We start from the raw sequence: 24,412 nt of genomic DNA on the forward strand, positions 1-24,412 counted from the left end.
CACCGGCGCTTATCTTGGGTCTTCTGGCTTCGGCGCGGCCGCCTCGCTCGCCCGCGGGCTCCCGCCGCCGTGCGGAGTCCGTCGCTCGCGGACCCGGACGGTGTGTGCCGTCTCCGTCGCGTCGTCCACGACGAGCGCCTCCCCGGTACCGGTCGGCAGGCGCGAGACGAGGTCACCGGCGAGGTAGCTCGCCTCCGCCTCGGCGAGTCGGTCGCGGTCGCGCTCGGCGGTGAGCCGGTGGGCGACGACGAGGTCGGCCTGCGAGACGGCGACGCTCGGGACCGCACCGGGTCGCTGCGTCGCACAGACGAGCGAGACGCCCGGCGCGCGGCCGCGGGTCAAAAGCGTCCGGAGCGCGGGGTCGGCGACGCCGCCGAAGAAGGCGTGCGCCTCGTCGACGAGCAGCCAGGGGAGCCGATCGATCTCCCCGTCGATCCGGGCGTCGTAGAGCGCGCGGGCGACCGCCCTGACGACCGCGGCCGCGGCCGGCTCGGGGGCTCCCGCGAGGTCCAAGACCGTCGGGTTGCCGTCGGCGGCGACCCGCGCGATCGGTGGCGCATCGGCGTCGAACACCCCCCACGACGCCGCGAGTCGGAGGTGGTTCGCGGCCGCCCGCCGGTCAGCCGCGGGAGCGTCTGCGGCGTCGACCCGCTCGCGGAGCGTCGCGAGCGACGGCGACCCAGTTGCCTGCTCCGAGCCCCCGTCTCCGGCGGCGTCGAACGCGTCGGCGACGACGCGCCACACGAGGCTCCCCGGCCCGCCGGCCGGGTCGAGCGAGAGCAGATCCGGCCACGCGTCGGGCGGGATGGCCGCCGGGCGAACGCGCGGTTCGACGACGCGCCCGCCGACCGCCCGGAGCCCACCGAAGACTCCCATCGGATCGATTACCACCGGCGCGACGCCGCGGTTCGCGGCGAGTCCCTCCGCGATGACTCCGAGCGTGTACGACTTTCCGGTCCCCCGCTTGCCGAAGACGACGCCGGCGTGGGGCCCGTTGGCGTCGAGGCCCACCGCGGCGCCGGCGCTGCCGTCACGCGCACGGAACGACCCGAGCCGAACCGTCGGTAGCCGTCCGTCGTCGCTCGTCCCGCTCGCGTCGCTCGTTCCGGCGGTGTCGGCTCCGCCGGCCGAATCGGTGTCGCGTCCGAGGACGTACATCGCCGCGGAGTGGCCGCGGTCTCGTACAAAAGCGACGGGAGACGCGACGGCTCGTTCGTCCGCCCTCCGCCCGAATCCCGCCCCACCATTTATCCCCGATACCGCGACCACCGACCGTATGCCGCCTACGACACACGACGGACGCACCAGGAACGACCGATCGTTTCGCACGGACCGCCGGGCTATCGAGGGCCTTCCCGTCAGGCTCGTCATCGCGCTGGTCGTCGGCGTCGCGAGCCTCAGCGTGATGATGGGGATGATCGGCGACATCGACGGCCTGGCGGCGACGGAGGTCGACGCGCAGCCACAGCCCGAGGTGACGACGCCGGGCGAGCAGTCGATCGACGTCGCCGTCGTTGACCCGGACGGCTCTCGCGTCGCCGACGCGACGGTCATCGTCCGGAGCGGCTCGGCACAGATCGACGGCGTCGCGACCGGAACCACCGGATCGGACGGAACCGCGACGGTCGACGTCGACCCGACACTCGGACCGAACCAGCCGGACGGGACGCTCACCGTTGAGGTGAAACCGCCGGCCGAGGGCGACTACGTCGACGAGCGCGGGAACACGGAGGTGCTGGTGGTCGAAGAGTGATCAGACCTGGTCGTCCCAGTCGATCCAGTCCTGCTCCCAGCCGTGGCGCGCGAAGTGGCCTTGCTCGGCGCGCTCGGCGTCTTCGCGGCGCGTCCGGTTCCGTTCGACCCCGCGCTGTTCGCCGTCGGCGAGCATCGGCTGCACCCGTGTCGGTCCGGCCGTCTCGACCGTCTGGAACCCCGCAGGGGCGTCGTCGTCGTCGACGGCCGTCTCGCCGTCTGTCGGCCGTTCGATCGCGGCGATCGTCTGTACCGTCGTGCCGCGCGGATAGACGATCCGGCCTCCCGAAGCCAACTGCTCGCGGAGCGCGCGCGGCGGCTCGACGACCCCCGCTTCGAGGAGAATCCGGTCGTACGGCGCGTACTCGGGGAGCCCGTGGACCCCGTCGCGCCGGTCGACGAGGACGGCGTCGTATCCCGTCGCGGAGAGGTTCGACCGTGCGATCGCCACCGCCTCCCGGTCGATGTCGACCGCGTGGACGCGCTTCGCGCCGACGATTTCGGCGATCAGCGCGACCGAGTACCCGACGCCCGCCCCGACGACGAGGACCTCGTCGCCCTCGTCGGCGTCGAGCGTGGCGAGCAGCCGGACCACCGTCGCGAGTTCGAGCGATCGGTCGTCGCTCTCTCCGCTCTGCGCTCTCGCACCGATATCGTCTCCGACCGTCGCCGAGGCGTCCTCGACGAACGGCTCTCGGGAGACGCGCTGGAGCGCCGTCAGCACGGTCCCGTCGAGCGTCTCGCCGATCTGGTGTTCGAGCCCCTCGATCATGTCGGCTCGAAGCGACGCCTCGTCCATAGCCCGACTCGGCACTCGGCCCTCTAAAACTGCTCGCTCGGTCGTCCCCCGCCCGCGCCGCCGCCTCCGCCGTTCTGCTCTACCGCATCGGAACGAACCGGACGCCGCCGTGGTCCTCGCGTTCGAGGCCGGCTTCGCCGACGGTCAGCCTGACGAGCCGCTGTGCGCCCTCTCGACCGACCGGCGCGACGATCCGACCGCCCGTCCGCACCCGGTCGACGATCCCGGCCGGCACGCCGTCCGCCGGCGCGCAAGTCAGGTACGCCGCGTCGAAGGCCGGACGCTCCGCGAACGCGTCCCGTCCGTCGCCGGCCCGAACGGTCACATCGTATCCGAGCCGGTCGAGTCGCTCGCGGGCCGCCTCGGCCAGCGCGGGGACGCGTTCGACGCTGTAGACGTTTCCCGGCCCGACGATCTCGGCGACGACGGCCGCGTGGTACCCGCATCCCGTCCCGACTTCGAACACCCTGTCACCGGAGTCGAGGTCGAGGAGGTCGGTTATGACCGCGACCATGTGCGGCGCGCTGATCGTCTGCTCGTGGCCGATCGGCAGCGGTCGGTCGTCGTAGGCGCGCGACCGATAGCGGTCGGGAACGAACGCGTGTCGCGGGACGGCCGCTATCGCCGCCAGCGTCCGCTCCGACACGTCGAGCCGCTCGCGGAGGCTCGCGACGAGCCGCTGACGCGCCGCCTCGTCGTCGGCTGTGTCCATGAGTCCCTCTAACACGCGACGTGTGGTGAGGCTGTCGGCGAGCGGCCGCCGAGCGTCGTCGCGTGCGGTCGGACGAACTGCCGTTTATAAATAGTCAGTCTCGATTTATAAAGTATCGAATTCCGCTGATAAATGGCGCTTCGCCGTCTGTCCCGCGCTGGCTCCGCCGGCTACGCGATGTCGATCCGGTGGCCGTCCGCTTCCGTGTCGGCGGCCTTCGGGAGAGTGACCGTCAGCACGCCGTGGCGGTACGTCGCGCTCGCGTCTTCGTCGGCGATGCGGCCCGGCAGGTCGATGGACCGGCTGATCGACTCGTGGCGCCGCTCGCGTCGGAGGTACTGTCGGTCCGTGTCCTCGCGTTCCGCGTCGCGGTCGGCGGTGATCGTGAGCCGGCCGTCCGACACCCGCACGCTGATGTGCTCGCGGTCGTATCCGGGGAGGTCGGCCATCACGACGAACTCGTCGTCGTACTCGGCCAGGTCGATGTCGGTCGTCCGGAGGTCACGCCCCCACGCGCGGTCGCCGCCGAAGGGCGCGCGGCCGAAGAACTGCTCGATCTCGTCGAAGGGGTTGGTTCTGTTCATGGTTCTCCCCTATATTCGGCCGCTGAGCTATTAAATACGCACAGACACGTGATAGCTCGCGTCCGCCGGTTTCGTCACCGGTCGGCGGTGTCGCCGTAGCTCAGTTCACGTCGATGCTGTGGCCGGCGCCCTCCGAGGACCGCTTCGGAAGCGTGACGGTGAGGACGCCGTCGTCGTACGAGGCGGTCGCGCCGTCGCGCTCGACGGCGGCGGGGATCTGGACCCGGCGCGAGACGCTCCGTCGACGACGCTCGCGACGGTGGTACCGAACGTCGGTGTCGTCGTCGGGTGCGACCTCGTCGTCTTCCGCGGACGCTTCGGCCTCGTGTTCCTCCTCGCGAGTCGCGGCGATGGACAGCGTCTCGTCGTTGAGTTCCACCTCGACCTCGTCGGCGTCGAAGCCGGGGAGGTCGGCCCGTACGGTGACCGCCTCGTCATCTTCGAAGACGTCCACGGGGACGCCGCCGGCGCCGGGGAGTCGCGGGACGCCGCCGCCCGGCGTGTCGAGCGTGCCGCCGAGCTCCTCGAACTCCCGTCCCATCCGTTCGAGCAGGTCTTCGATCTCGGTGAATGGATCGCGTCGTGTCATACAGGTCAGGATTGGTGGCGCAGCGACTTGAACGTACGGGCGAAGTGCGGAACCCGACGGCCGAGGGGCTGTCGCGCGTGACGAGCGAGCCGCCGCGTCAGAGGAACGGCCGCCAGTAGTACGGGCTCACGAACCCTTCGATGACCGCGGCGACCGCGATCAACACGCCGACGCCGATCGACACCCAGAACGCGCGTTCGAGCGCGTCGGCGAACCTCTCACGCGAGAGACGCCCGCGAAACGCTCGCCACGAGGCGATTCCGAGGTGGATCCCGAGCGCGCCGGAGATGAAAAGCGCCGGGAGTTCGAAAATTCCGTGCGGGGCGACGAAGGCGAGCAGCGCGGCGAGGTTCTCTTCGAGCGCCGCGATGGCGCCGAGCGCGACGCTGTTGAACGCGACGGACGAGAGCGCGGGGAGACCGAGCGCGGTGCCCGCGAAGGCGGTCGCGATGGCGACCGACCAGTTGTTCCCGAAGAAGTTCAGCGCGGCCGCCGGCGGCAGATGGCCGACCAGCCGCGATTCGATCGAGGTGGTAACCGCGCCGACGAAGGGGTCGACGGCAAGCCATCCGACCGCGCCGAACGCCACGCCGACGAGGACGGCGACCGCGTGGAGGCCCGGCGTGTCCCGGACGAACGTCCGCATCTCGCGCCACCCGCGGCGGACCCCGCCGACGAACTGGGCGCGGAGCGACGCGCCGACCGGCTCGACGGGAGCGAGCACGCCGCGGTGGTCGCCGTACAGCGCGGTCTTGAGCAGGTCGAGCGCGGGCGCGGCGACGACCGCGCTGCCGAGGGCGACGACGGCCCCGCCGCCGAGGAACGCGAGCGCGGACGTGACCGACGAGACGGCCACGAGGACGCCGACGGCCACGACGAGGTACGCGAGCGCGTCGACCGGGTTCGCACGGATGAACCCGCCGGCGCCTTCGACGGCGCCGACGACGCCCGTCTCGTCGATGACGACCGCCGACGGGGCGAACGCGAACACGGCGCGGACGGCGAGCAGGACGACCAACACGACGAGCAGGCCGAAGAGCGCGACGGCGGCCCCGAGGAACGGATTGACGAGGAACGCCCCGCCGACGGCGACGGCCGCGAGCGACACCACGCCCGCCCACACCACGAACTCGGCGACGTAGAGCCCGAGGAACGTGACCCAACGCCGTCGCACGCCGTCGATCCCGGCTGTGAGCCCTCGCTGGCCGCGAATCCGCCCCGCCACCGCCGACATCTGGCCGGCGGAGACCGCGGCGTACGTCAGGACGGCCAACAGCAGGGTGGCGACGGTCCCGGCGGTCACGAGGAGGACCGCGGTCGGCGACGCGAGGGGTTCGAGCGCCGGCCCGATGCTCTCGGCCCACGCCTGTAGCGCCTCCGGGTCCTGCGTCTCGGGGGGCGTCACGTCGAGTTCGGCGAGCGCGCGACGCGCGTCGGCGAGTCGTCCGGTCAACTCGAAGTGGAGGTACGTCCCGGCGAGCGCCACGAAGAGGCCCATCCGGGCGATAACAGGGATCGCGGTCCCGAGGAGGTAAAACGGGAGCAGATCGGCGGGGCGCCGTCGGAGGGTCGCCGCGGTGGCGGAAACGGCGGCTGATAGGTCCATGCGCTCGGGTTCGGTCGTCGGATACTTAAAAACGGAGTCGCCGCGTCGATCACTTCGAGGGGCGGTCCGGCGGCGACTCCGGAGACGCCTCCGTAGACGACGGCGCGTCGTCTCCCGCTGCGTTGGCGTCGCGCTCGCTCGTTCGCTCGGCCATCATCGCGGCGGCGCGGTCGGCCCACCCCGAGTAGCGGAAGCCGGCGGCGACGACGAGCGCCATCCAGACGTACGCGAGGGACACGCCGACGTAGGCGCCCTGCGGGCCGAATCCGGCCGTTCTCCCGAGGGCCCACGACGCGCCGAGAAAGAGACCGAACATCGCTGACACCCGAGCGACGAAGGGGATTCTGGTCTCGCTGGCGCCCTGTAACGCCCCGGAGAGCGCCGAAAACGACACGAAGGCGGCGCCGGCGACGCCGTACACCCGAGCGAAGTCGACCGCGTACGCGATCGTGGGCGCGTCGTCGGTGAACAGCGGTACGAAGCGCGGAGCGAGCGCGACGAGTCCGAGCCCGATGGTCCCGACCGTCACCACGCCCAGGCCCGCGACGGCCCACCCGTTGAACCGGGCTTCTTCGGCGTCGCCCGCGCCGAGCGACTGACCGACAAGCACCGAGGCGGCGACGTTGTACCCCCGCGAGAGGGGAGCCGTCACCTGCTGGTACACCCGCCGGCCGATCTGGAACCCGGCGTTGACCGCCTCGCCGAACCCGAGGAGCAGGGCGTTGAACGGGAATTCGGCGACCTCCGAGCCGATGCCTTCGAGGACGCGGGGCGCGCTCACCCGGAGGAGCTGGCTCGCGATCGTCGGGTCGCGGGGTCTGGCGAACGAGGCGGCGGTCCACGGCCCCCAGATGGCGAGACACAGGAGCCCCGCCGTGAGCACGTTGGCGCCGGCGGTCGCGAGGCCGACGCCGACGACCTCCAGCCGCGGGAGGCCGAACAGCCCGAGCCCGAGACAGATCGACCCCGCGATGTTGACCGAGTTGGCGACGACGTTGACGTACATCGGCGTGCGGGTGTCGCCCGTCCCCTGCAGCGCGCGGGCGGCGATCAACGCGACGTGGCGCGCGGGGGCGGTCGCGAAGACGATCGCGAGGTACGTCGACCCGAGCGCGACGACCGCCGCGGGCGTCCGCTTGCCGACGAGTCGCCCGAAGAGGTCGATCGCGTGCTCGCCGAACAGGAAGCCGAAGAGCACGAAGGGCGTCCCCGCCAGCGCGCCCACGAGGATCGCCTGCGTCACCGCCTCGTCGCGCGTGCCGGTCGCGCCCGCCCCCGTGTCCTGCGAGGAGAGCGCGATCGCGCCGCCGCCGAGGCCGAGGCCGATCCGGAGCGGGAACCGCGCGTAGAGGTCGGCGAGCCCGATCGCGACGACGGCCGCCGGGGAGAACAGCGCGGTGACGAGCACGTCGGTCGTCCGCATCGCGGTGCGGAACGTCTGCTCGGCCATCACCGGCCACGCGAGCGAAAAGACCCGCGTCCAGACGCGTCGCAGCCGCGAGAGGTCCATCTGTCACCACAGAGACGGCCCCTCCGCATTTATATGTCGGAGCCGACGCCGGCCGCGACGGGGCATCACCGCTCCGAGCGCGGCCGTGTACCGACGCCGGTCGCGATCGGGGTTCCGTGCCCGAACGTTAAAGCACGCGAACGACTCACACGGGCTATGGACGTGTTCGTGTACGGCACGCTGACCGAACCGGAGCGAGCCGCAGAGGTGCTCGACTCGTACGTGTACGTCGGCTCGGCGACGCTGTTCGGGCTTCACCTCGTCGAGGGGCGGTACCCGACGCTCGCGCCGGGCGGCGAGACGGGCGGTCGCCTCCTCCGGACCGACGAGTCGGCCGCGCTCGACGCCTACGAGTCCGTCGAGACGGGGCTGTACCGACGGGTGTCGGTCCCGCTCGACGCGCCGGAGGGGCACCCCGACGAGGCGGCGGTGTACGTCGGCGACCCGGACCGCCTCGACGCGGACGCGACGTGGCCGGGCGGAGCCGACGGCCCCGGCGCCGGGACCGCCACCGACCTCGGCTTCGCGGCTCGGGTCGATCGGTACGTCGACCGAGCGGCCGTTCGGGTCGGCCTGAACACCCGCGATCCCGTCTGACGGAGCGATGACGGCGCCGCAGTCGTGCGGTTTCACTTCCACTCCGCTAGCCGCACCTTTTTGTATTCGGCTCATCTTCGTTCACTTGCACGTCACACGCGTGCATTCCCCCTTTCACAGACGGCGAGCCCGCGGCTCGGTTTCGAGCCGTCCTCGCTTCGTCCAGTCGGACGCCGCCCCGGACCGGAACCGATTAGCGCTCGGCCCGGTCAAAACGGCGTATGATCAGTCTCTCCGACGTTCGCGAGGCGCGAGAGCGCGTCGACGACGTGGCCCGCCACACCCCGCTAGAGCGGTCGCGGACCTTCTCCGAGATGAGCGGCGCCGACGTCCACCTCAAACTGGAGAACTTCCAGCGCACCGGCGCGTTCAAGATCCGCGGCGCGATGAACCGCATCGCCACCCTCTCCGAGTCCGAGCGCGAGGCCGGCGTGGTCACCGCGAGCGCGGGCAACCACGCGCAGGGGGTCGCGCTCGCGGCCGACCGCGCCGGCGTCGACGCCACCGTCGTGATGCCGAAGTTCGCGCCCGTCTCGAAGGTGAAGGCCACCCGCGGGTACGGCGCGAGCGTCAGGCTGGAGGGCGTCGACTACGACGAGGCGCAGGCGTACGCCCACGAGCTGGAGCGCCAGGAGGGCCGGACGTACGTCCACGCGTTCGACGACCCCGTGGTGATGGCGGGACAGGGGACGCTCGGCTTGGAGATCGTCGACGACTGTCCCGACTTGGACACCGTCGTCGTCCCGATCGGCGGCGGGGGGCTCATCTCCGGCGTCGCGGTCGCGATCAAAGAGCAACTCCCCGACGCGCGGGTCGTGGGCGTCCAAGCCGAGGGGGCGGCCTCGGCCGCCGCGTCGCTGTCGGCGGGCGAGGTCACCGAGATCGACAGCGTCGACACGATCGCCGACGGGATCGCCACGCGGTCGGTCGGCGAACAGACCCTCGAAGTCATGGCCGAGTACGTCGACGAGGTCGTCACGGTCGACGACCGCGAGATCGCCTTGGCGCTCACGCTGCTCTTAGAGCGCTCGAAGACGCTCGTGGAGGGGGCCGGCGCCGTCGCGCTCGCGGCCGTCCTCTCCGAGGCGTTCGCGTACGACGACGACGAGACGGTCGTCGCCGCGCTCTGTGGCGGCAACATCGATCTCAACCGCCTCGGGACCGTGATCCGGCGCGGCCTCGTCCAGATGGGCCGCTACCTGAAGATCACGATCGATTTAAAAGACCGCCCCGGCGAACTGGAGCGCGTCTCCAGTATCGTCGCCCGGACCGGCGCGAACGTCTACGCGGTCCACCACGACCGCACCTCGCGGGACGTGGCGGTCAACGCCGCCGAACTGGAACTCGAATTGGAGACCGACGACGCCGACCACGCCGCCGACATCGTCGACGCGCTCGAAGCGGACGGGTACGTGGTCGAGATTCTCTCGTGATCGAGCCGATCGGATGAATAGCCACGCGGGCGCTCCCGGCGGTACGGCCGCTACTCGTCCTCGAAGTCGTCCGTGGCGGCCGCGGTCGTGCAGACCGGACACCCCACGTCGAGGATCGTCTCCCGCATCTCGTCGTTGACCTCGATGGTCTGTGCGCAGTCCGAGCAGGTGAATTGAACGGTGGGCAACGCTTTCCCTCTCGTTGTCGGGGAGGGTATCAGACGATATAAATGACCGGCTTCCGCGTCGCCGGCGCCGTGTCGGGCGTAAACCCCCCGTCAGTCGGTCTGCGGCACCGCGTACGCACCGAGCGCCAGGAACGCGACGGCGAGCACCGACAGCACCGCTAGGTCGCCGAGCCACGGGCCGGGTTCGAAGACGATCGCTCGGGTCCCCCGCGCGAAGTACGTCAGCGGCGAGGCCGCCACCGCCGGCAGGAACCACTCCGGCAGCAGCGCCGGCGAGACGAACGTCTCGGAGAGGAAGAGGAGGGGGAGCGCGACCGTGTTGCTCGCGGCGATCACCCCGTCCTGTGAGTCCGCGAGCGCGCCGAGCAGCGCGCCGAGCCCGCAGAAGAGCGCGACGGCAACGACCACGAAGACGGGCAACACCGCGAGCGCCGGCGAGACGACCGGCTCGGCGTCGGTCACGGCCAGGACGAGCCCCAAGATGAGCAGGCTCGCCGCGCCGATGATCGCGATGTTGACGAGGGTGTGCGCGAGCAGCCACTCGGTGCGCGAGAGCGGCGTGGTCGCCAGCTTCTCGAACCGCCCGCCGTCGCGGTGCCTGGCGATCTCCGAGCCGACCCGCGACAGCGGCGTGAACAGCACGACGACCGCGAGGTAGCCGGGGATGTAGTAGCCGGCCGGCTCGGCGAACAGCCCGCCGCCGGTCGGCTGCGTCTGGACCAACGCGCCGAAGATGACCACGAGGATGACGGGGAAAAAGAAGGTGAAGAACACCGCCGTCCGCCGCCGGAGGAACGACCGCGCCGCCGCGCTCGCCTCGGTCGCGATCCGCCCCGCGCGGGTCATCGGTCGCCCTCCTCCGTCTCGGCTTCGTCGAAGCCCCCCGCCCGCGGCGAGTACTCCTCGCCCGTGAGTCGGAGGTACACGTCCTCAAGCGACGGCTCGGACCACGCGAGCGACTCGAAGGCGACGCCGGCCGCCTCTAGCGCGTCGACGGCGTCGCCGATATCCTCCGGCCTGACGCCGACGATCCGGAGCCCCTTGCGGGTGGACTCGACCGCGGCGCGTCCGGAGAGCGCCGCCGTCACCGCCTCGGCGTCCGCCTCCGCCGCCGCCTCGCCGAGCGCGACCTCAAGCCGCGGGTCCCCGCCGTGTTCGGCGATGAGGTCGTCGGGGGCGCCGACGGCGACGACCGCGCCGTCGCGGAGGAGCGCGACCCGGTCGGCCAGCCGCTCGACCTCGTCCATCGCGTGACTCGTGAGGAAGACGGTCGTGCCGTCGTCGGCGAGCCGCTCGATGAGGCGGTGGATCGACCGCCGCCCGGCCGGGTCGATCCCCGTGGTCGGCTCGTCGAGAAAGAGGAGGTCGGGGTCGTTGACGATGGCGGTGGCGACGCAGGTCCGCCGCTTTTGCCCGCCAGAGAGCGTCTCGTACCACGCGTCGGCGTCGTCGGCCATCCCCACATCCCGGAGGACGGACCCGGTGTCGCGGGCCGCGTCGTACAGGCCGCCGTAGTAGTCGACCAGTTCGGTCGCCGTGAGCCGTTCCGGCGGGTCGAACGACTGCGGCAGCAGTCCGACCCGCTGCGGGTCGACCTCGGTCGGCGGGACGCCGAACACCTCCAGGACGCCCTCGGCGTCGGTCGTGCCCGTCAGCGCGCGGACGAGCGTCGTCTTCCCCGCGCCGTTGGGGCCGATCAGCCCGAACACCTCGCCGGGTTCGACCCGGACCTCCACGCCGTCGAGCGCGACGACGTCGCCGTACGACTTGCGGACGCCGTCGCCAACGACGACCGGGTCGGTGCCGGCAGCGCGGCGATCCGGCCCCTCCGTCTCGGCGTCCGGCGCCGACGCGGCCGCGGTCTCGTTCATGCGAACGAATCGGGGTGCCGCGCGCGTAAGGGTTGCTCTTCGAGCGCGACCCCGACCGCCCGGTCGGCGCCTCGCGTCGCTCCCGGTCCGTTACGCCTAAGCGACGGCGAGCCGACCCAAAGCGTATGCACTACCACGAGGCGGCGGCGTTCCTCTTCGACCTCCGCCGCTTCTCGGTGAAGCCGGGGACCGAGCGCGTTGCGGCCCTGCTCGACCGGCTCGGGAACCCGGAGGCGGACGTGTCGTTCGTGCAGGTCGCGGGCTCGAACGGGAAGGGAAGCACCGCGCGGATGACCGAGTCGATCCTCCGTGAAGCCGGGCTCTCGGTCGGCCTCTACACCTCTCCGCACCTCTCCGCGCTCGCCGAACGGGTCCGCGTCGACGGGCTGGCCATGACCGAGGCGGCGATCGCCAACTTCGTCGAGCAGGTGAAGCCGTGGCTCGTCGAGCGCGCGGCCGCCGGCGAGCCCCTCACCTTCTTCGAGGTCGTGACGGCGATGGCGGTCCACGAGTTCGCGCGCCGCGAGGTCGACGTGGCGGTCCTGGAGGTCGGCCTCGGCGGGGAGTACGACGCCACCAGCGCGGTCGACCCCGTCGCGACCGCGGTCACGAACGTCTCGCTCGAACACACGGCGGTCCTCGGAGACACGGTCGCGGAAATCGCCCGCACCAAGTCTCGGATCGCGGGCGGGGGTGTCCCCCTCGTCACCGCCTGCGAGGGCGAGGCCCTGTCGGTCGTGCGCGAGGTCGCCGCCGACGCCGGTGCCCCGGTCGCCACGGTTGCCGGGGCAGGCCAGCGCGATGCGTCCGACGACGCGGCCGACGCAGCCGACGCGACGACCGACGAACCCGCTCTCTCCGTCGCTTATAAGGGTCGCGTGAGTCCGACAGATGCCGAAGTGGCGTTTTCGGGCGAACTGGACGGGACCTTCCGAATTCCGCTGGTCGGCGACCACCAGGCGACGAACGCGGGAATCGCGACCGCGCTCGCTCGCCGCACCGCGACGGCGCTCGACGACGGGGGCGAGTCGACCGAGGCCGCGGACGCGTCCGACGCGTCGGTCTCCGAGGCCGCCGTCCGCGACGGCCTCGCGCGAGCGACGTGGCCCGGCCGGTTCGAGGTGGTCGAGACCGCTCCCCTGACGGTCCTCGACGGCGCGCACAACCCGGCGGCCTGCGAGACGCTCGCGGGTACGCTCGCCGAGTACGACTACGACGACCTCCACCTCGTCTACGGCGCGATGCACGACAAGGACCACGCGGCCGCCGTGAGCGCGCTCCCGCCGGCGGCCTCGGCGATCACCTGCCGCCCCGACCTCGACAGAGCAGAAGATCCGGAGGTGTTGGCCGCCGCGCTCCGAACCGCCGGCGTCGACGACGTGACCGCCGGGAGCGACGTGGCCGCCGCGCTCGACGCCGCGGTCGAGCGAGCCGACGACGCTGACTGCGTGCTGCTCGTCGGCTCGCTGTTCGCGGTCGCGGAAGCCCGCGCGGCGCGGATGCGGACCGTCACGCCGCGCTCCCCAACCGGCACCGACCCCACCGCGAGCGCGACTCGCACACTTAAAAGGGGCGGGCTCGCATCCGACGCGGCCGCCGACCGCGCAGACGCGTTCGACCACCGAGTCCTCTCGCTCCGGCTTCGCGGCGACCGCGCGGAGCGGATCGCCGCCCTCCTCCGCGAGGTCGGCGGCGAGGCGGCGCTCGGCGGTCTCGGCGCCGGCGACGGGCGCGCCTCCGGTGGCGAGCGCGTCCCCGTCACCCTCGCGGGGACGGTCGCGACGTACCGCGCGCTCTGCGACCGGCTCGCCGAGCGCGAGGCGTTCGCGGGGATCGCGGCCGACATCGCCGATCGGGTCGGCCTCGACGGGGAGCGGTCGTCTTCACCCGGAGACCGGACGCCTCACGACGCGGCGTACCCCTGGAGCGACGGCACCGCGGTCATGGGCGTGCTCAACGTCACGCCCGACTCCTTCCACGACGGCGGGCGACACGCCGCCATGGAGGACGCGGTCGCCGGCGTCGAGCGAATGGTCGGGGCCGGCGTCGACATCGTGGACGTCGGCGGCGAGTCCACTCGGCCGGGGGCCGACCCCGTTCCGGTCGACGAGGAGATCGACCGGGTCGTCCCGACCATCGAGGCGGTCCAGTCGGTGTCGGCCGTCGCCGACGGCGACGTGCTGGTCTCCGTCGACACGCGAAAACCGGAAGTCGCGGCGGCGGCGCTCTCGGCCGGCGCCGACATCATCAACGACGTGACCGGGCTGGCCGACCCGGCGATGCGCGAGGTCGTCGCCGACGCCGGCTGTCCGGTCGTGGTGATGCACAGCCTCGACGCGCCCGTCGACCCGACCAACGACCCCGAGTACGACGACGTCGTCGACGACGTGATCGCGTCGCTGCGCGAGCGACTGGCGCTCGCCGACACGGCCGGCATCGACCGCGACAGGGTGATCGTCGATCCGGGGATCGGGTTCGGCACCTCGCCCGGCGAGTCGTTCGACCTGATCGACCGGGTCGGCGAGTTCGCCGCGCTCGACTGCCCGGTGCTGATCGGCCACTCGCACAAGTCGCTGTTCGCGGCCGTCGACCGCGATCCGGACGACCGCGAACACGCCACGGTCGCCGCGACCGCGCTCGCCGCCGACCGCGGGGCCGACATCGTCCGGGTCCACGACGTGGCGGAGAACCGCGCCGCCGTCGACGTGGCCGCCGCGGTGAACGGCTCCCAGCGCGCCGACGCGGAGCCGACCGAGCACGACCCGGCGGAATGACGGCAGCGTTTTGCGTCGGGATGCCCTCGCGTGGGTATGGCCCGGCGTCTGCTGCTCGGCTGTAGCGCGGTCGGGAACACCCTCGTCGAGCGCACCCGCCAGTCACACGGCGACCTCGTCGCGGTCACCGACGACACCGGGTGGGTCTCGACCCTGCGCGACCGCAACGTCGCCACCGTGGAGGCCGACCCGACCGACCCTGCGACGTACCCCGACAGCGCCGAGGTCGTGTTGATCGCGAGCGACGACGCCGCCCGGAACGTCGCCGCCGCGGTCGCCGCGCGCCGCACGTACCCGGACGCCATGATCGTCGCGCACGTCGGCGACGATCCGACCGACGAACAGCAGGCGACGCTCCGCGAGACCGCCGACCGCCTCGTCGACCCCGTGGAGGCGATCGCCGCCCGCGTCCGCGAGGCGACCGGCGCCGACGCCAACGAGGAGCCGATCCGCCTCGTGTCCACGCTCCGGACGCTCTCCGGCCCGCTCTTGGTCGTCGCCCACGACAACCCCGACCCCGACGCCATCGCGAGCGCGCTCGGCCTCGCGCGGGCGGCCGAGTCGGTCGGCGTCCCGGCCGACGCCTGCTACGGGGGCGAGATCGCCCACCAGGAGAACCGCGCGATGATGAACCTCCTCGACCTCTCGCTTCGGACCTTCGACGACCTCGACCTCGACGGGTACGGCGGGGTGGCCCTCGTCGACCACTCGCGGGCCGGGATCAACGACAGCCTCCCCGAGGGCCACCCGGTCGACATCGTCGTCGACCACCACCCGCCGCGCGGTCCCGTCGCCGGCGAGTTCGTCGACATCCGCCCGGACGCCGGCGCGACGAGCACGCTCATCCACGGCTACCTCTCTCGGCTCGGGATCGAGCCGGACCGCTCGCTCGCGACCGCCCTCCTGTACGGCATCCGGATCGACACGAAGGACTTCACGCGGTCGACGTCGATCCCGGACTTCGAGGCGGCGGCGTCGCTGTCGGCGCTCGCCGACGAGTCGACGCTCCGGCGCGTCGAGAGCCCGAGCGTGAGTCCCGAGACGCTCCGGGTCCTCGCCCGCGCCATCAACGGCCGCGACGTTCGCGGCTCGACCGTGGCCTCCTGCGTCGGGGAGATCGGCGACCGCGACACGCTCGCGCAAGCCGCCGAGCGCCTCCTCGATCTGGACGGCATCGCGGTGACGTTCGTGTTCGGCTACATGGAGGGCGTCATCTACGGCTCCGCGCGCGCTCGCGGCGCCGACCTCGACGTGGGCGAACTCCTCCGCGACGCGCTCGACCCGGTCGGCTCCGCCGGCGGGCACGCCACCATGGCCGGCGCGCAGGTCCCCCTCGGGCTCTTAGAGGAGGTGTCCGACGACGAGTCGCTCGAAAACGTGGTCCAGGCGTTCGTCGCCGGCCGGTTCTTCGAAGCGATCGATGACGCCCCCTCGCCGCCGACGGGCGGGCTCCCGGAGTACCCGACGGACTGAGGCGGCTCGGCCGCTCGGAGACGCGTCGCCGGCGGTCGTCGTCGCCGGCGGACCCCCCGAGCGTTCGGCGGTCGTGCAGCGAAGACGCAACAGTCGCAACCTACATACTTCGCGACGGCGAATCCATATCCATGACTGACGATACTGTCGACCATCGTCGACTGATCATCGCCGGCACCGGTATCGCCGGCCTCTCGGCCGCCATCTACGCCGCGCGCTCGAACAACGACCCGCTTCTCATCGAGGGCGACGAGCCGGGCGGGCAGCTCACGCTCACCACCGACGTGGAGAACTACCCCGGCTTCCCCGAGGGTATCTCCGGGCCCGAACTCATCAACAACATGAAAGAGCAGGCGACGAAGTTCGGCGCCGACGCCCGAAACGGGATCATCGAGGACGTCTCGAAAGCGCCCGCGGGCCACTTCCGCGTCGAACTCTCGAACGGCGACGTCTACACCGCGGACGCCGTGATCGCCGCCTCCGGCGCGAGCGCCCGAACGCTCGGCGTCCCCGGCGAAGACGAACTGATGGGATACGGGCTCTCGACGTGTGCGACCTGTGACGGCGCGTTCTTCCGCGGTGAGGACATGGTCGTCGTCGGCGGCGGCGACGCCGCGATGGAGGAGGCGAACTTCCTCACGAAGTTCGCGGACACGGTGTACATCGTCCACCGCCGCGAGGAGTTCCGCGCCGAGGACGTCTGGATCGACCGCACGATGGAGAAGGTCGAGGACGGCGAGATAGAACTCCTCTTAAACACCGAGCTCACCGAGATCCACGGCACGCCGGAGGACGGCATCGACCGTGTGACGCTCGTCGAGCACCCGGACGGGCACCCGACGGAGAAGCTGGAAGACCCGGCCACCGCCGACGCGGTCGACGAATACGACTTCGACGTCGGCGCCGTCTTCTTCGCCATCGGCCACACGCCGAATACGGGCTACTTGGAGGGGCTCGGCGTCGAGACCGACGACGAGGGGTACCTCATCACCGAGGGCGGCCGCGGCGGGAACCAGACGGCCACGGGCGTCGCGGGCCTCTTCGGCGCCGGCGACGTGGTGGACTTCCACTACCAGCAGGCGGCCACCGCCGGCGGCATGGGCGTGAAAGCGGCGCTCGACGCCGACGAGTACCTCACCGAGCGCGAGCGCGCCGGCGAGCTGTACGAACCCGCGGTCGACGCCGCGACCGCGGACGACTGATCGCCGTCGGCGGCGCTGACGACTCCTTATAAATCCCGAGAGCAAATCGACCGCTTCTCAGTCGTCGCGGTCGACGGTGACCGTCCGGCCCGTGAGCCGGTCGGGTTCGAACCGATACAGTTCGATGTCGAGTTCGGACTTCCCGTCGGCCCAGATCTCGAACAACGGGCGGCGCGTCTCGCCGTACTGCGCGATCGTCTCGGGCGTGAGATCGTCGAGATCGACCTGATACAGGGTGCCGACGCCGACGACGCTGGCGTACTCCTCGTCGTCGCTGTCGGTCCCCTCCTCGTACACCACGATCCGGGCCTGCGGGTCCGACGCGAGGAACGCTCGCTTCTCGCTGTCGGGGGTCGAAACGAGTCGGAGGAAGGCGTTCCGGGACTCCTCGTCGAATCCGTACGAGATCGGAATCGCGTACGGGGTCTCATCCTGCGCGAGAGACAACACCCCTGTCTCGTGTCGAGACAGGAGTGCGTCGACCGCGGCGTCCGACATCTCGACCTCGCTTCTCGTCGCCATACCCCATTTCACTGCGTACGCGGGTATAAAGGGCACGAGACCGGACGCGGCAGCGGTTCGCGAACCGCTCGTTACGCGGTCGGCGAGGCGGCGATGTGCGCCTCGCTGATGGGGGCGCCGCAGACGACACAGCCCGCCTCGAGCAGTGTCGTCCGCATCGCGTCGTCCACCTCGATCGACCGGCGACACTCCGGGCAGACGAAGGTGTGTGTCTGTGGGCTCGTCATGACTGCAAGTACGACACTACACCACATGAAAGGTGCTTCGCATTCCGAACCTACAGGAATCCGGTCGGCCGGCCCGGCGGGTCAGTCGAGTATCGTCGAGAGAAGCTTCCGTTGGGCCGCCGCGATGTGTTCCGAGAACGTCGAGCGGTCGATGTCGAGGGACGCGGCGACTTCGCCGGCGTTGGCGCCTTTCGGATGGTCGAAGTAGCCGGCGTCGTGGGCCGCGGTCAGCACCTCGCGCTGGCGCTCGGTCAGCTCGCTCCGGTCGACGGTGACCAGGTCCGACTCCTCGGGCGTCGACGACGACTGGAGCAGCCGCAACACCTGCATGTCGGCACAACACTCTCGGAACTCGTCGAGGACGGAGCGGAGCGTCGGCAGGTCGGTCGCGTGGAAGGTGACGAGGAGGCGTCCGTCTCGGATCGTGGTCTCCGAGACGGGGACGCCGTGTCGGTCGAGTATCGCGAACGGCGACTCCTCGACGCACGGCGCCTCGAACCGATACGCGGCCTTGGCGCCGTAGTCGAACACGACCTCGACCTCGTCGAGGGCCGGGAGGTCCGCGTCGGCGATGAACTCGAGGACGACCGTCTCCGAGTCGCCGTTCGACGCGCACCGCGCGACGCTGTATATCGGCGTCGTCCCGTCGATCACCCCGTCGAACGGAGACGGCGCTGCCGCCGAGAGCGACACCTCCGCTCTGATCCCTGGTCCCATCTGCGTGCGTTGGTTGCCGCCGCCGGGCAAAACGTTGACGCCGCGCGCTCGCCGGCACCGGACTCGTCGTTCTCTCGCCGACACCGGACCGTCGTTCTCCTCCCGGTCGCGCGTCGGGTCACCGAGCGGTTCCTTATAAAACACCCCACATATACAGGGCCGACGTTTGGGGGGCCCGCGCCCATACCTACATCCATGAAGCGAAAGGCGCCGCAATCGACCGGCCCCACGACCGTGACGGATGGCGACGAGACGCTCGACAACACGTTCGACGCGCTTGCCGACCCCGACTGTCGGGCGATCCTCAGCGCCGCCGACACCGCCATGACGACGAGCGAACTGGCCGACGCGTGCGATCTCGCGCTCTCGACCGCCTACCGCAAAGTCGAACAGCTGAGCGAGACGCCCCTGCTGGTCGAAGGCGTCAGGTTCGACCCCGACGGCGACCACGCGGCCGAATACACGCGCGGCGCAACCGACGCCACCGTCGAACTCGGCGACGCCGGCGTCACGCTCACCGTCGACGGGTCGGCGACCGACCCGCTGTCGGCCGCGTTCGACACGGCCGGCGTCTCGGCCGACTAACCGCCCGTCTCACGATCCCTTCGGCTTCCCCCGCAAGATTTCTCGCGTGATAATCAGGCGATCAGGCTTATTACCCGGACCGGGAACCGATAGCACATGGCCGAGTCGCCGGACCCCGATACCCTCCTCGATCTTGTCGATAACAAGGTCGCAGTCCTCGACGGAGACGGGATGTTCCGGCACCTCAACGCGACCATCACGGACACGTTGGGATTCCGTCCGGACGAGCTCGTCGGCACCGACGCCTTCGCCCTCGTCCACCCGGACGACGCGGAGCAGTTGCGAGCGGAGTTCACCCGGATCATCGCCGGAGGACGACCGCCGGACGATCCGATGGAGTATCGGTATCGGACCGCCAGCGGCGACTGGGTGTGGCTCCGGACGCGGGTACACCTCCCCGACGAGACGGGTGTCGACGGCTACGTCTTGATCTCGCGAGACATCACGGCCGAGGTCGAGTCGCAGCGTCGGCTGGAGACCATCGCGTCGGCCTCGTCCGACGTGTTCTGGATGTTCTCCGACGACTGGGAGACGCTCCTGTTTATCAACGACGCCGTCGCCGACGTCTTCGGTATCGACCCGGACGAACTCAAAGAGCAGCCGAGCCTGTTCCTCGACGCCGTTCACCCCGACGACCTCCCGTACGTCGAGCGGGCGATGGAGCGGCTCTCGGACGGCGAAGGGGCGCAGATCGACTACCGGCTCGGCTCCGCCGACGGGGTGACGAAGTGGGTCCGCGTCTCCGGCGAACCGGTGGTCGAGAACGGCGAGGTCACGGCGGTCACGGGGTTCGCTCGCGACGTCACCGACGAGTACCGCCGCGAGCGACAACTCGCGGTGATGGACAACCTCCTCCGGCACACGATCCGCAACGACATGAACATCGTCGACGGCACCGCCGAGCAGATCGCGAACCGCGTCGCCGACGCGGAGGCGCTCGACCCGGAGACGTCCGACGACGAAGCGTTCGACTCGGAGGCGCTTGACCCGACTGCGCTCGCCGAACTCGGCGGCGACCTCCGCGACCACGCCGAGACGATCCGCCGCGTCGCCTCCGACCTGCTGACGACCGCCGAGAAGCAGCGCGGCGTGATCGATCTGTTGCGGCAGCGCGGGTCGCCTCGCGCCGTCGAGATCGCCCCCGTGGTCGAGGACGCGCTCGGGATGGTCGTCGACGACTGCGCGAGGCCGATCCGCATCTCCTACCGCGAGCCCGACGCCGACGAGGCGACGTCGCCCGACGAGCGCGACGCGTCGCGCTACGAGAGTTGGATCGCGGGTGACGGGACGGCCGCCGACGCGACGGCGAACGGCGACTCGTCGCGGCCACAGGTGTCGGTGTCGTATCCGCCGAACGCGCGAGCGTTCACGCACCCGGAACTCGACTACGCCATCGCGGAACTCGTCGAGAACGCCCTCGAACACGCGGAGTCGACGCCGCAGATCCGGATCGAGGTGTCCGCGACGACCGACGCGATCGAGGTGTCGATCCGTGACAACTGTCCGCCCATTCCGGTCGAAGAGCGGTACGTCATCACCGACCGCTGGGAGATGGACGACCTCCGGCACACCGGCGGCATGGGCCTGTGGCTCGTCTACTGGGTCGCGAACCGCTCTGGGGGTGACCTCACCTTCGACACGCACGCCGACGGGAACGTCGTGACGCTCTCCGTCCCGAGCGCGAACGCCGACGGGACCGAGGAGCACCAGCGGCACGCGAGCGCCTCGAACCGCCCCCGGACCGTCACCGTCGGGGAGCCGAACACCCGGATCCGGACCGACGGGTCCTCGCTCTCGGACCCCGAGCCGACGGACGAACGCGACTGACGGCGTCGCTCGTCTGTGACCCCCCGCCGGCGTCCACGGGCGAACCGGCGACGGCGATCGCCGGCGAACTCGGCGCCACGCCTCCCTACATTCCTCCGGTAGTTACTCCGCAACTTCGAGCCCAGATCCCCCCGACCATCTTCCTGATCGGCAAGTCAATCCGTGGCAACGCGAACGATCGTTCATTAGTGTTCAGGGTATGAGAACGGTCCCGCGGATCTTAAGCCGTCGGTGTGAATACTCACGTACCGATGGGAACGCTCAATGAGATGTTCGACCCGGAGCGGGTCGCCGTCGTCGGCGCGACCGCCCGAGAGGGAGCCGTCGGACGCGCCGTCACGTCGAATTTACTCGACGACTTCGACGGCGAAACGGTTCCCGTCAACCCGAACTACGACGAGGTGCTGGGGACGCCCTGCGTCGACGAGGTGGCCGAGGCGGCCGCCGACGTCGCCGTGGTCGTCGTGCCGCCGTCGATCGTGTTAGACGCGATCGAGGCGTGCGGCGAGGCGGGCGTCGAGAACGTCGTCGTCATCACCGCCGGGTTCGGCGAGACGGGAGAGGACGGGGCCGCGAGGGAACGACGCCTCGCGGAGCTAGCCGACGAGTACGACCTGAACGTCGTCGGCCCCAACAGCCTCGGCATCATGTCGACGCCCTCGGGGATGAACGCGACGTTCGGCCCGGAGAACGCGCTCCCCGGCGGGCTCTCCTTTATGAGCCAGTCGGGCGCGTTCGTCACCGCGGTCCTCGACTGGGCCAACGACAACGGAATCGGCTTCAAAGACGTCGTCTCGCTCGGGAACAAGGCGGTCTTAGACGAGACCGACTTCGTCGACCACTGGGGGTCGGACGAGGAGACCGACGTGATAATCGGCTACCTGGAGGGGATCGAGGACGGCCGCGAGTTCATCGAGACCGCCCGCGAGACGACCCAAGACACGCCGATCGTCGCCGTGAAGTCCGGTCGGACCAGCGCCGGGGCGCAGGCCGCCTCCTCGCACACCGGCACCCTCGCCGGCTCCGACAAGGCGTACGAGGCCGGCCTCGATCAGGCCGGCGTCATCCGCGCCGAGTCGGTCGACGAGCTGTTCGACTCCGCGGGCATCCTCGGGAGCCAGCCGCTCCCCGACACGGACAGCGTCGCTATCGTCACCAACGCCGGCGGTCCCGGCGTGATGGCGACCGACGCGGTCGGGGACGCGTCGCTCGACATGGCGTCGTTCACCAGCGAGACGAGCGACGCGCTCCGCGAGTCGATGCCCGACGAGGCGAACATCCACAACCCGGTCGACGTGATCGGCGACGCCGACGTGGAGCGGTTCCGCGAGGCGCTCGAGATCACCGTCGCCGACGACAACGTCGGGGCCGCCCTCGTGCTGGCCGCGCCGACGGCGACGATCGACTTCGCCGACCTCGCGGACGCCATCGAGGCGGTCAGCGAGGAGATGGACGCGCCCGTCGCGGCCTGTCTGATGGGCGGCGACCGGACCCGCGAGCCGAAACAGCAGCTGCAGGCGCGGGGGATCCCCTGTTACTTCGACCCCGCCCGCGGCATCGAGAGCCTCGCGACGCTCGCGCGGTACCGCGACATCAAGGAGCGCGAGTACGCCGAGCCGATGTCGTTCGACGTCGACCGGGAGCGCGCCCGCGAGATACTCGAGACGGTGCGCGACCGCGACGACAACCGCCTCGGCGTCGAGGCGATGGAACTGCTCGACGCGTACGGGATCTCAACGCCGGCCGGCGAGATCGTCGACACGCCCGAACGCGCCGCCGAGGTCGCCGCCGACATCGACGGCGACGTGGTGATGAAGATCGTCTCGCCGGATATCCTCCACAAGTCCGACATCGGCGGCGTCGCCGTCGGCGTCGGCGACGACGACGTGGCGGACACCTACGAGGACCTGATCACAAGGGCCCGCAACTACCAGCCCGACGCGACCGTGCTCGGCGTGCAGGTACAGGAGATGGTCGACCTCGACGACGGCGTCGAGACGATCGTCGGCATGAACCGCGACCCGCAGTTCGGCCCGCTGCTGATGTTCGGGCTCGGCGGCATCTTCGTGGAGGTGATGGAAGATACTACTTTCCGCGTCGCGCCCGTCTCGGAACCCGAGGCTCGCGAGATGACCGAAGAGATCCAGTCTGCGCCCCTGCTGCGCGGCGCCCGCGGCCGCGACCCGGTCGACGTCGACGCCGTCGTCGAGACGATCGGCCGCCTCTCGCAGTTAGTCACCGACTTCCCGGCCATCCTCGAACTCGACATCAACCCCCTCGTCGCACTGCCCGACGCCGACGGCGACACGAACGCCGCCGCCGTCGACGTGAGACTTACTGTTGACCCGGAGGAACTCGACTCATGACAGACACACCCACGACACTCGTCACCGCGACCGGAGACAGCGCCGGAAAGACCGCGATCACCGTCGCCCTCGCGCGGCTCGCCGCCGAACGCGACCGCAGCGTCGGTTACATGAAGCCGAAGGGGACGCGGCTCCAGTCGAACGTCGGGAAGACGCTCGACCAGGACCCGATGCTCGCCCGCGAGGTGCTCGGCTTAGACGCCGAGATGCACCAGATGGAGCCGGTCGTGTACTCGCCGACCTTCGTCGAGGGGGCGATCCGCGGCACCCAAGACGTCGACGCGCTCCACGCCCGCGTCCGCGAGGAGTTCGACGACCTCGCCGCCGACCACGACCAGATGTTCGTCGAGGGCGGCGGTCGCTGGACCACCGGCGGCGTCGTCGACCTCACCGACGTCGACGTGGCCGAACTGCTCGACGCGCGGGTCGTCCTCGTCGCCGGGTACGAGTCGCCGAACGACCTCGACGAGGTGATGGCGGCCGCAGACGCCTTCGGCGACCGGTTCGCCGGCGTCGTGTTCAACAAGGTCTCCGACGACGCGTTCGAGTCGCTCGATCAGGACGGGATCCCGTTCCTCGAGTCGCGGGGAATCACCGTCTTCGGCGCCATCCCGTCCGAAAAAGAGCTGGCCGGCGTCACCGTCGGGGAACTCGCCGACGAGCTCGGCGCCGAACTGCTCACCGACGCCCCGACCGACGGCTTCGTCGAGCGCTTCCTCGTCGGGGCGATGGGCGGCGACGAGGCGCTGCGCTACTTCCGGCGCGCCCGCGACGCGGCCGTCATCACCGGCGGCGACCGCGCCGACGTCCAGACCGCGGCGCTTGAGGCGTCCGGCGTCGCCTGTCTCGTCCTCACCGGCGGGCATCGCCCCTCCGGCGCCGTCCTCGGAAAGGCGGCCGACGCCGGGACGCCGGTTCTCGCGGTCAACACCGACACGGTCACGACCATCGACCGCGCCGAGGGCGTCGTCCGCGGCGGGCGAACCCGCGACGCGCGCACCGTGGACGTGATGGGCGAACTCCTCGAAGCCAACGTCGACGTCGACGCGCTGGTCTGAGCGACGCGCCCACCCCGCCG

At 70.9% G+C, this 24,412-nt stretch carries 23 protein-coding genes; 10 read left to right on the plus strand and 13 right to left on the minus strand.

Annotation, left to right across the window (positions count from 1 at the left end; genetic code table 11):
* Positions 1-9: 9 nt before the first annotated feature.
* Entirely contained in the window at positions 10-1,158 is a 1,149-nt protein-coding gene (locus DOS48_RS15490) for an ATP-binding protein (RefSeq protein ID WP_127116616.1), read from the minus strand.
* 118 nt (positions 1,159-1,276) lie between these two features.
* On the opposite strand from DOS48_RS15490, the gene DOS48_RS15495 reads away from it, so the two are divergent.
* A complete protein-coding gene (locus tag DOS48_RS15495) occupies positions 1,277-1,753 on the plus strand; it encodes a carboxypeptidase regulatory-like domain-containing protein (RefSeq protein ID WP_127116617.1) in 477 nt (158 codons plus the stop codon).
* Here DOS48_RS15495 and DOS48_RS15500 read toward each other — a convergent pair whose 3' ends face one another.
* The 6 genes from DOS48_RS15500 to DOS48_RS15525 form a co-directional block, all read right to left on the minus strand.
* On the minus strand, positions 1,754-2,551 hold the full coding sequence (locus DOS48_RS15500; protein WP_127116618.1) for a protein-L-isoaspartate O-methyltransferase: 798 nt from the start codon (positions 2,549-2,551) through the stop codon (positions 1,754-1,756). It abuts the gene before it with no gap.
* Positions 2,552-2,630: 79 nt separating this feature from the next.
* Complete coding sequence (locus tag DOS48_RS15505) at positions 2,631-3,263, minus strand: protein-L-isoaspartate(D-aspartate) O-methyltransferase (protein WP_127116619.1); 633 nt, start codon at positions 3,261-3,263, stop codon at positions 2,631-2,633.
* Between the two features lie 170 nt (positions 3,264-3,433).
* Entirely contained in the window at positions 3,434-3,847 is a 414-nt protein-coding gene (locus DOS48_RS15510) for an Hsp20/alpha crystallin family protein (RefSeq protein WP_127116620.1), read from the minus strand.
* Positions 3,848-3,947: 100 nt separating this feature from the next.
* Entirely contained in the window at positions 3,948-4,436 is a 489-nt protein-coding gene (locus tag DOS48_RS15515) for an Hsp20/alpha crystallin family protein (RefSeq protein WP_127116621.1), read from the minus strand.
* 97 nt (positions 4,437-4,533) lie between these two features.
* Positions 4,534-6,042, minus strand: coding sequence for a stage II sporulation protein M (locus DOS48_RS15520; protein ID WP_127116622.1), 1,509 nt, complete (start codon positions 6,040-6,042; stop codon positions 4,534-4,536).
* Positions 6,043-6,091: 49 nt separating this feature from the next.
* Complete coding sequence (locus tag DOS48_RS15525) at positions 6,092-7,552, minus strand: MATE family efflux transporter (RefSeq protein WP_127116623.1); 1,461 nt, start codon at positions 7,550-7,552, stop codon at positions 6,092-6,094.
* A 156-nt stretch (positions 7,553-7,708) separates the two neighbouring features.
* On the opposite strand from DOS48_RS15525, the gene DOS48_RS15530 reads away from it, so the two are divergent.
* Both DOS48_RS15530 and ilvA read left to right on the plus strand, forming a co-directional pair.
* On the plus strand, positions 7,709-8,149 hold the full coding sequence (locus DOS48_RS15530; RefSeq protein WP_127116624.1) for a gamma-glutamylcyclotransferase: 441 nt from the start codon (positions 7,709-7,711) through the stop codon (positions 8,147-8,149).
* A gap of 221 nt (positions 8,150-8,370) precedes the next feature.
* On the plus strand, positions 8,371-9,582 hold the full coding sequence (ilvA, locus tag DOS48_RS15535) for a threonine ammonia-lyase (protein WP_127116625.1): 1,212 nt from the start codon (positions 8,371-8,373) through the stop codon (positions 9,580-9,582).
* A gap of 50 nt (positions 9,583-9,632) precedes the next feature.
* Here the strand turns inward: ilvA and DOS48_RS15540 are convergent, their stop codons facing one another.
* From DOS48_RS15540 to DOS48_RS15550, 3 genes are all read right to left on the minus strand, one after another.
* Positions 9,633-9,770 (minus strand): zinc ribbon domain-containing protein, encoded by a 138-nt coding sequence (locus tag DOS48_RS15540; RefSeq protein WP_127116626.1) that lies wholly within the window; start codon positions 9,768-9,770, stop codon positions 9,633-9,635.
* 90 nt (positions 9,771-9,860) lie between these two features.
* Positions 9,861-10,616 carry an ABC transporter permease gene (locus tag DOS48_RS15545; RefSeq protein ID WP_127116627.1) on the minus strand — a complete coding sequence of 252 codons (756 nt, stop codon included), beginning with the start codon at positions 10,614-10,616 and terminating at the stop codon, positions 9,861-9,863.
* Positions 10,613-11,641, minus strand: coding sequence for an ABC transporter ATP-binding protein (locus DOS48_RS15550; protein ID WP_127116628.1), 1,029 nt, complete (start codon positions 11,639-11,641; stop codon positions 10,613-10,615). Before DOS48_RS15550 ends, DOS48_RS15545 begins: the two co-directional genes overlap by 4 nt.
* A 125-nt stretch (positions 11,642-11,766) precedes the next feature.
* Between DOS48_RS15550 and folP the strand changes: the two genes are divergently transcribed.
* From folP to DOS48_RS15565, 3 genes are all read left to right on the plus strand, one after another.
* Positions 11,767-14,415: a dihydropteroate synthase gene (gene folP / locus DOS48_RS15555; protein WP_127116629.1), complete on the plus strand. Its 2,649-nt coding sequence runs from the start codon at positions 11,767-11,769 to the stop codon at positions 14,413-14,415.
* Positions 14,416-14,451: 36 nt separating this feature from the next.
* Positions 14,452-15,888, plus strand: coding sequence for a bifunctional oligoribonuclease/PAP phosphatase NrnA (locus DOS48_RS15560; RefSeq protein WP_127116630.1), 1,437 nt, complete (start codon positions 14,452-14,454; stop codon positions 15,886-15,888).
* Positions 15,889-16,019: 131 nt separating this feature from the next.
* On the plus strand, positions 16,020-17,090 hold the full coding sequence (locus DOS48_RS15565; RefSeq protein ID WP_127116631.1) for an NAD(P)/FAD-dependent oxidoreductase: 1,071 nt from the start codon (positions 16,020-16,022) through the stop codon (positions 17,088-17,090).
* Positions 17,091-17,147: 57 nt separating this feature from the next.
* On the opposite strand, the gene DOS48_RS15570 is transcribed toward DOS48_RS15565, so the two are convergent.
* From DOS48_RS15570 to DOS48_RS15580, 3 genes are all read right to left on the minus strand, one after another.
* Positions 17,148-17,612, minus strand: coding sequence for a pyridoxamine 5'-phosphate oxidase family protein (locus tag DOS48_RS15570; RefSeq protein ID WP_127116632.1), 465 nt, complete (start codon positions 17,610-17,612; stop codon positions 17,148-17,150).
* Positions 17,613-17,683: 71 nt separating this feature from the next.
* On the minus strand, positions 17,684-17,839 hold the full coding sequence (locus DOS48_RS15575; RefSeq protein ID WP_168654238.1) for a hypothetical protein: 156 nt from the start codon (positions 17,837-17,839) through the stop codon (positions 17,684-17,686).
* A gap of 81 nt (positions 17,840-17,920) precedes the next feature.
* A complete protein-coding gene (locus DOS48_RS15580) occupies positions 17,921-18,556 on the minus strand; it encodes a helix-turn-helix domain-containing protein (protein WP_127116633.1) in 636 nt (211 codons plus the stop codon).
* A gap of 195 nt (positions 18,557-18,751) precedes the next feature.
* Here DOS48_RS15580 and DOS48_RS15585 point away from each other — a divergent pair, with 195 nt between their 5' ends.
* From DOS48_RS15585 to DOS48_RS15600, 4 genes are all read left to right on the plus strand, one after another.
* Complete coding sequence (locus tag DOS48_RS15585; RefSeq protein WP_127116634.1) at positions 18,752-19,141, plus strand: helix-turn-helix domain-containing protein; 390 nt, start codon at positions 18,752-18,754, stop codon at positions 19,139-19,141.
* A 96-nt stretch (positions 19,142-19,237) separates the two neighbouring features.
* The gene (locus DOS48_RS15590) at positions 19,238-20,968 is read left to right on the plus strand and encodes a PAS domain S-box protein (RefSeq protein WP_127116635.1); all 1,731 of its coding nucleotides are present in this window, start codon (positions 19,238-19,240) and stop codon (positions 20,966-20,968) included.
* Positions 20,969-21,219: 251 nt separating this feature from the next.
* Positions 21,220-23,334 (plus strand): acetate--CoA ligase family protein, encoded by a 2,115-nt coding sequence (locus DOS48_RS15595; RefSeq protein WP_127116636.1) that lies wholly within the window; start codon positions 21,220-21,222, stop codon positions 23,332-23,334.
* The gene (locus DOS48_RS15600) at positions 23,331-24,392 is read left to right on the plus strand and encodes a phosphotransacetylase family protein (RefSeq protein ID WP_127116637.1); all 1,062 of its coding nucleotides are present in this window, start codon (positions 23,331-23,333) and stop codon (positions 24,390-24,392) included. Before DOS48_RS15595 ends, DOS48_RS15600 begins: the two co-directional genes overlap by 4 nt.
* Positions 24,393-24,412 lie beyond the last annotated feature (20 nt).

The sequence above is a fragment of the Halorubrum sp. PV6 genome (genome assembly GCF_003990725.2).
Classification (GTDB): domain Archaea; phylum Halobacteriota; class Halobacteria; order Halobacteriales; family Haloferacaceae; genus Halorubrum.